General features: G+C 57.1%; 10 protein-coding genes. 1 reads left to right on the top strand and 9 read right to left on the bottom strand.

Translation table 11 applies throughout. The annotated features are described in order from the left end of the window. Positions 1–209 precede the first annotated feature (209 nt). The 6 genes from RVM24_RS21345 to RVM24_RS21320 form a co-directional block, all read right to left on the bottom strand. The gene (locus RVM24_RS21345; RefSeq protein ID WP_431474738.1) at positions 210–833 is read right to left on the bottom strand and encodes a sulfite oxidase heme-binding subunit YedZ; all 624 of its coding nucleotides are present in this window, start codon (positions 831–833) and stop codon (positions 210–212) included. Continuing rightward, positions 833–1,804 carry a protein-methionine-sulfoxide reductase catalytic subunit MsrP gene (gene msrP, locus RVM24_RS21340; protein ID WP_431474737.1) on the bottom strand — a complete coding sequence of 324 codons (972 nt, stop codon included), beginning with the start codon at positions 1,802–1,804 and terminating at the stop codon, positions 833–835. The genes RVM24_RS21345 and msrP overlap by 1 nt, the downstream gene beginning before the upstream one ends. Before the next feature lie 92 nt (positions 1,805–1,896). Next, complete coding sequence (gene pssA, locus RVM24_RS21335; protein WP_431474736.1) at positions 1,897–2,709, bottom strand: CDP-diacylglycerol--serine O-phosphatidyltransferase; 813 nt, start codon at positions 2,707–2,709, stop codon at positions 1,897–1,899. A gap of 90 nt (positions 2,710–2,799) precedes the next feature. Continuing rightward, positions 2,800–3,816, bottom strand: coding sequence for a ketol-acid reductoisomerase (ilvC, locus tag RVM24_RS21330; protein ID WP_072678284.1), 1,017 nt, complete (start codon positions 3,814–3,816; stop codon positions 2,800–2,802). A gap of 63 nt (positions 3,817–3,879) precedes the next feature. Continuing rightward, complete coding sequence (ilvN, locus tag RVM24_RS21325; protein ID WP_058091315.1) at positions 3,880–4,371, bottom strand: acetolactate synthase small subunit; 492 nt, start codon at positions 4,369–4,371, stop codon at positions 3,880–3,882. A gap of 2 nt (positions 4,372–4,373) precedes the next feature. Further along, a complete protein-coding gene (locus RVM24_RS21320; protein ID WP_061332345.1) occupies positions 4,374–6,092 on the bottom strand; it encodes an acetolactate synthase 3 large subunit in 1,719 nt (572 codons plus the stop codon). Between the two features lie 470 nt (positions 6,093–6,562). Between RVM24_RS21320 and RVM24_RS21315 the strand changes: the two genes are divergently transcribed. Next, a complete protein-coding gene (locus RVM24_RS21315; protein WP_431474735.1) occupies positions 6,563–7,042 on the top strand; it encodes a DUF4124 domain-containing protein in 480 nt (159 codons plus the stop codon). Positions 7,043–7,117: 75 nt separating this feature from the next. Here RVM24_RS21315 and clpB read toward each other — a convergent pair whose 3' ends face one another. From clpB to rluD, 3 genes are all read right to left on the bottom strand, one after another. Beyond that, positions 7,118–9,694 carry an ATP-dependent chaperone ClpB gene (clpB, locus tag RVM24_RS21310; RefSeq protein ID WP_431474734.1) on the bottom strand — a complete coding sequence of 859 codons (2,577 nt, stop codon included), beginning with the start codon at positions 9,692–9,694 and terminating at the stop codon, positions 7,118–7,120. A 341-nt stretch (positions 9,695–10,035) separates the two neighbouring features. Further along, entirely contained in the window at positions 10,036–10,794 is a 759-nt protein-coding gene (gene pgeF, locus RVM24_RS21305; RefSeq protein ID WP_431474733.1) for a peptidoglycan editing factor PgeF, read from the bottom strand. Beyond that, on the bottom strand, positions 10,784–11,761 hold the full coding sequence (gene rluD / locus RVM24_RS21300; RefSeq protein WP_138438110.1) for a 23S rRNA pseudouridine(1911/1915/1917) synthase RluD: 978 nt from the start codon (positions 11,759–11,761) through the stop codon (positions 10,784–10,786). Before rluD ends, pgeF begins: the two co-directional genes overlap by 11 nt. Positions 11,762–11,822 lie beyond the last annotated feature (61 nt).

Genomic DNA, 11,822 nt, shown 5'->3' with positions numbered 1-11,822 from the left:
TTTCGAAGAATTTTCAGATCAAATTTTCGAATACTTTCAAACAGTTGCTTTCGTCTGGGAGGTTGCCGTCAGCGGCTTGTCCCTCAGAAGTGGTGCGCATTCTACAGGCGCCACGAAAACTGTCAACGCCCTTTTTCGAAAAACTTTCCCCTCATTCGGTTTCCACCTATGCCGCTGGTCAATACGCCACCAAAATGCTTGCTTTCCAATCAAGCTCTGGACTTTCGCAAGGGAACCAACGAAGAAACACCAAACCAGTATGCCCTGATAAACAGCAAAGCCAGAAGCAACAGCCCGTATACCACCATTTCGGTCACATCGCTTCTTGCCTGCCACAAAAAATGCAGCCAGGCGAAAATTGCCGACAGGTAGATCAAGCGGTGGATCGGCTTCCATCGACGCCCCATCCGCTTCATCATCGCTTTTGTTGAAGTTAATGCGAGAGGAATCATCAGAAGGAAGGCGACTGCCCCCAGGGCGATGTAGGGCCGGCGTGTGAAGGTCGCCCACAAATCGCCCCAACCGAGAATCAGCTGCAAGAACGCAAACACATGCAACACTGCGTAAAAGAAGGCAAACAAACCCAGCATGCGCCGGTGGCGCAACCAACCAGGCCAGCCGGTCATTTTCTTCAAAGGGGTTATCAGAAGCGTCACAAGCAATAACTGGAAGGCCGCAATACCCAGCCGTTCTGTTATCTCCTGACCAGGATCCGGCCCTATTCGGCCAACCACAACATCGGACACCAGCCATATCAATGGCATCAAGGCAGCGCAAAAGACGATAACTTTCGCCACAACGCTCGACACCATTCGTTCGGCTGCAGGCAACATCAGTAGAACTTGGCCAGGTCCATCCCTTTGTAGAGATGCGCAACCTGCTCTTCGTAACCATTAAAGATTCGGGTTTCCATCCAATTCGGACGGAGTACACCAGAGGGTAAACGCCGCTCTCTCTTCTGACTCCAACGCGGATGATCCACCTCAGGGTTTACGTTGGCATAGAATCCGTACTCACTTGGCGCAAGTAATTCCCAGGTCGTTTTAGGCTGCTCTTCCAGAAACCGAATCCGAACTATCGATTTAATACTCTTGAATCCGTACTTCCAGGGAACCACGAGGCGGATCGGAGCGCCATTCTGATTAGGCAGGGTTTCGCCATAGAGACCAATCGCCAGGAAAGAAAGCTCGTTCATCGCCTCATCCATACGCAGCCCCTCCCGGTACGGCCAATCTATGGTACTGAACAGGGAGCGCTGCCCTCGCATCTGTTTTGGGTCATGCAGGGTTTCGAAGTACACGTACTTCGCTCGCGAATTCGGCTCCAGGCGGCTTAATACTGTCGCTAACGGCACGCCAACCCAGGGAATCACCATAGACCAAGCCTCAACACAGCGGAGCCGGTAGATTCGCTCTTCATAGTCGTGGGGCTTCAGCAGATCTTCAAGGGCGTAATGACCGGGCCGGGCACACTCCCCATCAACCTCCACAGACCAGGGGTCCACAGACATCTCGTGGGCATACTTGGCAGGATCGCCCTTGCCGGCGCCAAACTCATAGAAATTATTGTACTTGGCTACTGCATCAAAGGGCGTTTTCTTCTCGTCGGTCGAGTACTCCGGCGCTTCACGGAAGGTCAGCGGCGTGGTTGTCGGGCTGTCATCTGCCCGCAAAAGGCCGGGCGCAGCGAGGGCTGCAGCAGAGGCAACAGCTCCGGTCATGAATTTACGTCGGTTCAGGTAGACAGACCGGGGAGTGACTTCGGATTCGGGCAAAGACCAGGAAGGGCGCCGTTTGATGAGCATGGGCTGACTCCAGAGGAAGCGGTTTGAATAAGTGACCGCAGATTCCCGGAGAAATTCCCGCCCGGACTTCCCCGGGCGGGTGCACTATAGCATCAGGCGCGTTTTGCCTTTTGTCTGAACAAGGCGCGCACCGGACCAGACAGTGCATATATCAGGAATGCCGTAAACAATACGGTTGCCGGGTCAAGGGCGATCACCACAAGAATCAGCACTACCAGCAGGATGGCCGCGAATGGCACCCGCCCCCGCATATCGAGATCCTTGAAACTGCGGTAAAGCACATTGCTGACCATCAATAGGCCGGTGCCGCCGACAACAATAATCGAAAGCAGGGTCAACCAGGTGGCTGGCTCATACTGATGGAAGCACCAGACCAGACCCGCCACACACGCTGCAGCTGCCGGGCTCGGCAGCCCCACAAAGTACTTTTTGTCCACCGAGCCAATCTGGGTGTTGAAACGAGCGAGGCGCAGGGCAGCTCCGGCAACGTAGATGAATGTAATAGCCCAGCCAACCTTGTCGAGGCCGTTCAGAGCCCAGAAAAAAGCCACCATTCCGGGCGCAACGCCGAACGCCACCATGTCGGCAAGGCTATCGTATTCTTCCCCGAACTTGCTCTGGGTATTGGTCATCCGCGCTACCCGGCCATCAAGGCCGTCGAGAATCATGGAAACAAATATGGCGATGGCGGCATTATCGAAAACACCATTGGCCGCCGAGACAATGGCATAGAACCCCGAAAACAGGGAGGCCGTTGTCAGCGCATTGGGCAGGAGATAGATACCTTTTCGGCGAACCTTTGCACCACCTACGACTTCTTCCTCAATAACCTCTCCGGCCGCCACTTCTGACTCGTGTGCATCGTGGGACTCTGGATGTTCAACAGATTTTTTGTCTTCAGTCATTCCATAAACTCCGGAAAGCATTTGGGCGGAGTATATACGAAAAACGCGGCCACTAGGGCCGCGCTTTCAAACCGTACCGGAAATTCCGGATCAGTTCTTTTCTTTGTCCACGATCTTGTTCGCGGAAATCCACGGCATCATGGAACGCAGCTTCTCGCCCACGGTTTCGATCTCGTGCGCTGCATTCTGGCGACGACGAGCGGTCATGGACGGGTAGTTCAGTGCACCTTCAGAGATGAACATCTTGGCGTATTCGCCACTCTGGATGCGCTTCAGCGCGTTACGCATGGCTTCGCGGGACTGCTCGTTGATCACCTCCGGACCGGTTACGTACTCACCGTACTCGGCGTTGTTGGAGATGGAGTAGTTCATGTTGGCGATGCCGCCTTCGTACATCAGGTCAACAATCAGCTTGAGCTCGTGCAGACACTCGAAGTACGCCATTTCCGGAGCGTAGCCCGCTTCGGTCAGGGTTTCAAAGCCGGCTTTTACCAGTTCAACCGCACCACCACACAGAACCGCCTGCTCACCGAACAGGTCGGTTTCGGTTTCGTCTTTGAAGGTGGTTTCAATGATACCGGTACGGCCGCCGCCCACGCCGCTGGCGTAGGACAGAGCAACGTTCTTGGCGTTGCCGGAAGCGTCCTGGAAGATGGCGATCAGATCAGGAATACCACCGCCCTTGGTGAACTCGGTGCGCACCGTGTGGCCCGGCGCCTTCGGGGCAACCATGATCACGTCCAGATCTTTACGGGGAACGATCTGGTTGTAGTGGATTGCGAAGCCGTGAGCGAAGGCCAGGGTAGCGCCCTGCTTCAGGTTCGGCTCGATTTCCTCACGGTACAACTGGGCCTGGAATTCGTCCGGAGTCAGAACCATAACCACATCAGCGGCAGCAACGGCCGAAGCCACGTCGCTGGTCTTCAGGCCGTAGGCTTCGGCTTTAGCGATGGAGGAAGAGCCGGCACGCAGGCCAACCACTACGTCAACGCCAGAGTCTTTCAGGTTGCACGCGTGGGCGTGGCCCTGAGAACCGAAACCCAGAATGGCAACTTTCTTGCCCTGGATGATGGAAAGATCACAATCTTTATCGTAATAAACCTGCATGAGAAACCTCTATTATATGTAATGGCCCTGCCGGGCCATGATGTTCAAATTTGCAAAGCAGCCTCAGAGGCTGAGCACCTTTTCGCCACGAGCGATACCTGAGACGCCGGTACGCACCACTTCAAGGATTCCGGAGGTACCCACCGCCTGGATAAAACCATCCAGCTTTTCGCTGTCACCCGCCAACTGCACGGTGTACACAGAACTGGTCACGTCCACGATCTGGCCTCGGAAGATATCCACCGTGCGCTTGATTTCCGCACGCTGGGAGCCGGTCGCCTTGAGCTTGACCAGCATCAGTTCGCGCTCAATGTGCGAACCTTCGGTGAGGTCGACCAGCTTGACCACTTCAATCAGCTTGTTCAGCTGTTTGGTGATCTGTTCGATGACCTTATCAGAGCCGGTGGTGGTGACGGTCAGGCGGGACAGCGTCTCATCCTCCGTCGGGGCCACGGTCAGGGTCTCGATGTTGTAGTTGCGCTGCGAGAACAGACCAACTACCCGAGACAAGGCACCGGGTTCGTTTTCAAGCAAAACAGAAATGATTCGACGCATGATCACACCCTCTCCGTCTTGCTGAGCCACATGTCTTTCATGGAACCACGGGCAACCTGCATCGGGTACACATGCTCAAAGCGGTCAACGTAGATGTCCACAAACACCAGCTTGTCTTTCATCGCCAGAACTTCCTTGAGCTTGGGCTCGAGATCTTCCTTGCGCTCGATGCGAACACCGACATGACCGTAGGCTTCCGCCAGCTTGATGAAATCGGGCAATGACTCCATGTAGGATTCAGCGTGCCGGGACTCATAGTTCATGTCCTGCCATTGCTTGACCATACCCAGTGCCTGGTTGTTCAGGTTGATGATCTTCACAGGCAGATTGTATTGCTTGCAGGTAGACAGCTCCTGGATGTTCATCTGGATACTACCCTCACCGGTGAAGCACAGCACTTCGTCATCCGGGTGAGTCAGCTTGATGCCCATGGCTGCCGGCAAGCCGAAGCCCATGGTGCCAAGGCCACCGGAGTTGATCCAGCGGTTGGGCTTGTCAAACTTGTAGTACTGGGCCGCGAACATCTGGTGCTGGCCAACATCGCTGGTCACAAAGGCGTCGCCGTTGGTGAGCTTCCAGAGCATCTCAACCACTTCCTGCGGCTTGATGACGTCCGGACTGGTCTCGTAACGCATCCCGTGGAATGCTCGCCACTCTTCAATCTGCTTCCACCAGGCCGCCAGCGCATCCGCATCCGGCTTGTCTTTCGACTCTTTGACCAGTGACAGCATTTCCTTCAGGACCGCATCCACCGGACCCACAATCGGCACATCGGCATCAATCGTTTTGGAAATAGACGCGGGGTCAATGTCGATATGGATGATGCGAGCGCCAGGGCAGAATTTCTCGGTGGCATTGGTTACCCGGTCATCAAAACGCGCACCGACGCAGAGAATCAGGTCTGAGTGGTGCATCGCCATGTTGGCTTCGTAGGTGCCGTGCATGCCCAGCCAGCCAAGGTGCTGTTTGTCAGTCGCCGGATAACAGCCAATGCCCATCAGGGTATTGGTGATCGGGAATCCCAGTGTCTTGGTCAGCTCAGTCAACTGGCTGGAGGCCTTACCCAGAATCACCCCACCACCGGCGTAAATCATCGGGCGCTTGGCGGCCATCAACATATCCACGGCTTTCTTGATCTGGCCTGCGTGGCCACGAACCGCCGGGTTATAGGAGCGCAGTTTCACTTTCTTGGGATAGGAATACTCATAGCGCTCGTTCGGGGTGGTCATATCCTTGGGGATATCCACCACCACCGGGCCGGGGCGGCCGGTCGCGGCAATGTAGTAGGCCTTGCGAATGACTTCGGGAATCTCTTCCGGATGGCGCACACTGAGATTGTGTTTAACCACCGGGCGGGAAACACCCATCATATCGGTTTCCTGGAAAGCATCTTCACCAATCAGGGTGGATGCAACCTGGCCGCACAGAACCACCATGGGGATGGAATCCATAAAGGCGGTGGCAATGCCGGTAATAGTGTTGGTGGCTCCAGGACCCGAGGTCACCAGTACGGTACCTGGTTTTCCGGTTGCACGGGCGTAGCCGTCGGCCATGTGGACCGCCGCCTGCTCGTGCCGCACCAGAATATGCTTGACTTTGTCCTGCCTGAACAGCGCATCATAAATATGAAGGGCTGCACCACCCGGATAGCCGTATATGTATTCGATCCCTTCATCTTGCAGGGAGCGGATCAGCATATCGGCGCCAGACAATAACTCCACGATTTTCTACCCTCTTCTACGAGTGAATGAGCCGGGTTTCGCCCCGGTTGCCTGGATTTTCGGTTTCCCTGCTTCTTTTGAAAGCGGAACCGGCACTCCTCCACACCATGAATAAGAGGTTGTCTCCTGGCCAGCCGCCCTCCTGAGGGTTGCGGAGAACGACCAATCAACGGGTTGCACGTAAGCAACAACCAGCGCCCGCCAGCGCGTGGCGAACTCAGTGTGGTGATTAACGGGGGATACTCGCTCGGGATTGCCTGCCGTATTGACCCCAGTCTTCAGGCAATCGGTAATTCTGACAGCGGGAAACTCACTGTCAATAGGCGCTGTGGCTTAATTGCGACCATTTTCCTCTACACTCTGCCATACTGACCGGATATAACGTGCAAGAGATTTGAACCAGGCAAGGGAAAATCCATCGTTTCGGTGGCATGATATCCCCAGGCAGTAGACAAGAAACGGGCAGAGACATGAATCGAAAAATCCTGATGCTGACACTTCTGATGGCGATGACACCGGGCCTTGTGGCCGGCGCTTCAGTGTATAAATGGACAGATGAGAACGGAGTAACCCACTTTGGCGACCGCCAGCCAACGGGCGCGAACTCGGAGCAGGTGAATGTCCGCTCCGGCACGACCAGCAGAAGCCAGTCTGGCCAGCGCCAAAGTGCCCAGGAACAGCTGGGAGAACTGCAGGAGCAGCAGCGCTCCCAGGAACAGCGCCGTCAAGAGACCGCTGTTGAGGAAGCTCGCCGCAAGCAGCGGGAAGCCAATTGTGCCACCGCCCGGTCTAATCTGGACGTGCTGAACAGCAACGCGCGAATCCGGGTTGAGGAGAACGGCGAGATGCGCTATCTGGCGCAGGACGAAATCGAAGAGCAACGTCGCCGATTCCGGGAGATTATGGAAGAAAACTGCGGGCCGGAAGGCTCTGCACCGGCCCAACGCTAGTTTTCTCACCACAAAAAAGGCCGGGCAACCACGTTTGGTTGCCCGGCCTTTTTTATTGGCTGACGCCCGGCTTTGTCAGGCCTTCGAGAACACCAACTGGTCGTTCTCTACAGCGGCACGAATAGTGTCGCCGGGCACAAAGCCGCCCTGCAGTAGCTTCTGCGCCAGCGGGTTTTCAATCATCCGCTGAATCGCCCGCTTGAGAGGACGTGCACCGTAGACCGGGTCGTAGCCCACTTCCGCCAGCAGTTGCATAACCGCATCGTCCAGTTCAAGCTTCATATCCTGATCTTTCAATCGCCGCGCCAGATTCTCGATCTGGATACGGGCAATACCTTGAATCTGGCTTTCCGCCAGCGGATGGAACACCACCACTTCGTCTACCCGGTTGATGAACTCAGGGCGGAAGTGCGTTCCAACCTCCTCCATGACTGCCGCCTTCATGGCGTCGTAGTTTTCCTCACCCGCCTTTTCCTGAATGATGTGGGAACCCAGGTTGGAGGTCATCACGATCACGGTATTCCGGAAGTCGACCGTACGGCCCTGGCCGTCGGTCAGGCGACCATCATCCAGCACCTGCAGCAGGATATTGAACACATCAGGATGGGCCTTTTCGACCTCATCCAGCAGCAGCACCGAATACGGCCGGCGGCGCACCGCCTCGGTCAAGTATCCACCCTCTTCGTAGCCCACGTAACCGGGAGGCGCGCCGATCAGACGAGCAACGGAGTGTTTCTCCATAAACTCGGACATATCGATCCGCACCATGGCCTCTTCGGTATCAAACAGGAACGATGCCAGAGCCTTACACAGCTCGGTCTTGCCCACACCGGTCGGCCCGAGGAACAGGAACGAGCCATTCGGCCGGTTGGGATCAGACAACCCGGCCCGGGACCGACGCACGGCATTGGAGACCGCCTCGACCGCTTCATGCTGGCCGATCACCCGGTCGTGCAGGGCGTCTTCCATGCGCATCAGTTTATCCCGCTCGCCCTCCAGCATCTTCGATACCGGGATGCCGGTCCACTTGGAGACGATCTCGGCGATTTCCTCGTCGGTGACCCGGTTACGCAGCAGCTTCATTTCCATCATTTCAGCCTGGCTGGCCATATCCAGCTGGCGCTCCAGTTCCGGAATGGTGCCGTACTGAAGCTCGGACATTTTGCCCAGATCGCCAGCGCGGCGGGCGTTTTCCAGGTCAATCCGGGCCTGCTCCAGCTGGCTCTTGATCTTCTGGGAGCCATGCAGCGCCGCTTTCTCGGTGTTCCAGACTTCTTCCAGATCGGCGTATTCGCGTTCGACATTGCCGATCACCGAAGACAACTCTTCCAACCGCTTTTTGGAAGCAGCATCGGTTTCTTTCTTCAGGGCCTCGCGTTCAATTTTGAGCTGAATCAGGCGCCGCTCCAGGCGATCCAACGCCTCGGGCTTGGAATCCATTTCCATACGAATCTGGCTTGCCGCTTCGTCTACCAGATCGATGGCCTTATCCGGCAGCTGGCGATCGGTGATATAACGATGGGACAGTTTCGCGGCGGCGATGATCGCACCATCGGTCACTTCCACACCGTGGTGAACTTCGTAGCGCTCTTTAAGGCCACGAAGAATCGCAATGGTGTCTTCCTCACTGGGCTCAGTCACCAGTACCTTCTGGAAACGGCGCTCGAGCGCTGCGTCTTTCTCGATGTTTTCCCGGTACTCGTTCAGGGTGGTGGCGCCTACGCAGTGCAACTCTCCCCGTGCCAGCGCAGGCTTGAGCATATTACCGGCGTCCATGGAGCCTTCGGCTTTGCCGGCGCCGACCATGGTATGGATCTCATCGATGAACAGGATGATCTGACCTTCCTGTTTGGACAGTTCGTTGAGCACGGCTTTCAGGCGCTCTTCGAACTCACCGCGGAACTTGGCGCCAGCGATGAGGGCACCCATGTCCAGAGACAGCACCTTTTTATCCTTGAGGCCGTCCGGCACTTCACCGTTGACAATGCGTTGGGCCAGACCTTCAACGATGGCCGTTTTACCCACACCTGGCTCGCCAATCAGCACGGGGTTGTTCTTACGGCGGCGCTGGAGTACCTGGATGGTGCGGCGGATTTCGTCATCACGGCCGATGACCGGGTCCAGTTTGCCGGCTTCGGCCCGCTCGGTGAGGTCGATGGTGTATTTGGACAACGCCTGACGGTTTTCTTCGGCACTGGCGTCGTTGACGGTTTCGCCGCCGCGCACGGCATCAATGGCTTTTTCCAGGGCAGCCTTATCTACACCTTGTTCTCTCAGCACACGGCCGAGGGAGCCGCGGTCTTCGACGGCTGCCAGCAGAATCAGCTCGCTGGAGATGAACTGGTCGCCGCGCTTCTGGGCCAGTTTGTCGGCCATGTTGAACAGCCGGCCCATGTCGTTTGACATGGACACGTCGCCGGCGTTGCCCTGCACTTCCGGCAGGTTTTCAATTTCTTTGGCGATGGCCTGGCGCACGCGGCCGGGCTCCACAGCCACCTGTTTGAGCAGGGGCTTGATGGAGCCACCTTGCTGATCGAGCAGGGCCTGCATCAGGTGAACCGGCTCGATGAAGTTGTGGTCTTTGCCGACTGCAATGGACTGGGCATCGGCCAGGGCGCTTTGCAGTTTGCTGGTGAGTTTGTCGATTCTCATGTGTTCGTTTCCCCGAATTTTGTGCGAATACCAGTTGGTGGTTGGTGAAGGGTATTCGTGTTGCTTTGAGAATTAGTGTAGGGGCAACCTGGGGGACTTCAAGTTGGCTGGGGGCTATTTCGTCAGAAATTTGACGGCGATTAGTCTTGGCGTGGAGTTTGGTTCGTTACGGGCATGCTATTACGTCGTCGGGGCTGGAACAGGGAGCGCTTTCCAGAACACGCCGTAAATACTTCCCTGTAGGCTTGACTGCAGCATCCCTGCTGCAGACAGTTCTGGAAAGCGCTCCCTGCCCCAGCCCGATGCTTCGGAGTTTTTCGCCCGAGACGTCTTGGGCTTGATTATGATTTCATCCAGATCAACGTCGCCATTCTTCCGGTTTCACCGTCTCTTCGATACGAGAAGAACCAGTCGCTGTCATTAACAGTGCACAAACTGCCGCCAGAGATGGACCTAACGCCGGCTGCTTTCAAGCGCTGACTTGCAAGTTGGTAGATGTTGGCCAGGTAGTGGCCGGGACGCTGTTTTGCGGGAATGAAAGCCTTGCTAGCATCGGGGTTGTGTTCGAGAAAGGCCTGACGGACTTCGGGGCCGACTTCGAAGCTGTCGGGGCCTATGGCGGGGCCGAGCCAGGCCTGGAGGTTGGACGGGGGTACCGCCATGGCGGTGATCAGGCTTTCGAGTACGCCGCCGCAAAGGCTACGCCAGCCGGCGTGAGCGGCGCCTATGACGGTGCCGTCGGTGTCTGCCAGGATGACGGGCAGGCAGTCGGCGGTGAGGATGGCGCAGGCGATTCCGGGCTGCCGGGTGTAGCTGGCATCGGCTTCGGGGATCGCCCCAACGTTATCTGGCGTGAGTTCTACCACGCCGGTGCCGTGTACCTGGTTGAGCCAGCCAATGTTGTTGGCATCCAGGCCGATAAATCCGGCCAGGCGGCTGCGGTTTTCGGCCACGTGGTCCGGGTTGTCGTTGACGTGTCCGCCCAGGTTCAGTGTTTCCCAGGGCGGCAGGCTTATGCCACCTTTTCGGGTTGTGCACAGGGCCCGCACATGAGCTGGCGCGCGCCAGCTCGGGGTCAGGGTGTTGTTGTCAGAAATCACTGTTTTCCAGCTCCCGGGCGTGCTTGCGCAGGGCTTCGATGAGTTGGACCATGTCTTCCGGCAGCGGCACTTCCCAGCTGAGGGTTTCGCCGGTTTCCGGATGTTCCAGAGTCAGCCTTCTGGCATGCAGGGCCTGGCGGCTAAACGCAGCCAGCGCCTGGCGAAGTTCTTCTGTGGTGCCCTTGGGTAGGCGCAGGCGGCCGCCGTATGCCGGGTCGCCCACCAGGGGGTGGCGCACATGGGTCATGTGTACTCGGATCTGATGGGTTCGGCCGCTTTCCAGTTTGCACTGGATATGGGTATGGGCGGCGAAACGTTCCAGCAACCGGTAGTGGGTGACCGCCGGCTTTCCGGACGGGACCACCGCCATGCGCTTGCGATCCTGGGGGTGTCGGCCGATGGGTGCGTCTACGGTGGCACCTCCGGTCAGCGAGCCGACGACCACGGCTTCGTATTCCCGCCCCATGGTACGGGTTTGCAGCTGGTCCACCAGGGAGGTGTGGGCTATCAGGCTGCGAGCCACCACCATGATGCCGGAAGTGTCCTTATCCAGGCGGTGAACAATGCCGGCCCGGGGCAGGTTCTCTACCTCTGGCGCATGATTGAGTAGTGCGTTGACCAGGGTGCCATCGGCGTGGCCGGCGGCAGGATGTACCACCAGGCCCGCCGGCTTGTTGATCACCAGCAGGTGCTCATCTTCGTAGACAATGTCCAGGCTGATGGGCTCGGCTTCCCAGGTCACCTGCACTTCCGGCTCGGCATCCAGGTCGAGAACGTCATCCAGCATCACCTTGTCTCTGGGCTTGCGAACGGCGCCGTTAACGGTCAAGGCGCCACTTTTGATCCAGGACTGCAGGCGCGAGCGGGAATGCTCGGGCATCAACTCGGCGGCGGCCTGGTCCAGGCGCTTGTCGCTGAGCTGCGGGGGTACTATGTAATGTCCGGTAATCCGGTTATTGGAAGACATTCAGCCTCTTTTTGCTACAATGCGAAATTCATTCAAGTTGTGACCATTATACGGGATTCCG

The organism is Marinobacter sp. KM021, from assembly GCF_050707965.1.
Classification (GTDB): Bacteria; Pseudomonadota; Gammaproteobacteria; order Pseudomonadales; family Oleiphilaceae; genus Marinobacter; species Marinobacter shengliensis.
This window is presented reverse-complemented; position numbering and strand designations above follow the sequence as displayed.

Excerpts from the sequence above, each read along its gene's own strand:
- msrP (WP_431474737.1), bottom strand. The coding sequence starts at position 1,804 with ATGCTCATCAAACGGCGCCCTTCCTGGTCTTTGCCCGAATCCGAAGTC.
- pssA (WP_431474736.1), bottom strand. The coding sequence starts at position 2,709 with ATGACTGAAGACAAAAAATCTGTTGAACATCCAGAGTCCCACGATGCA.
- ilvC (WP_072678284.1), bottom strand. The coding sequence starts at position 3,816 with ATGCAGGTTTATTACGATAAAGATTGTGATCTTTCCATCATCCAGGGC.
- ilvN (WP_058091315.1), bottom strand. The coding sequence starts at position 4,371 with ATGCGTCGAATCATTTCTGTTTTGCTTGAAAACGAACCCGGTGCCTTG.
- clpB (WP_431474734.1), bottom strand. The coding sequence starts at position 9,694 with ATGAGAATCGACAAACTCACCAGCAAACTGCAAAGCGCCCTGGCCGAT.
- rluD (WP_138438110.1), bottom strand. The coding sequence starts at position 11,761 with ATGTCTTCCAATAACCGGATTACCGGACATTACATAGTACCCCCGCAG.
- RVM24_RS21345 (WP_431474738.1), bottom strand. The coding sequence starts at position 833 with ATGTTGCCTGCAGCCGAACGAATGGTGTCGAGCGTTGTGGCGAAAGTT.
- RVM24_RS21315 (WP_431474735.1), top strand. The coding sequence starts at position 6,563 with ATGAATCGAAAAATCCTGATGCTGACACTTCTGATGGCGATGACACCG.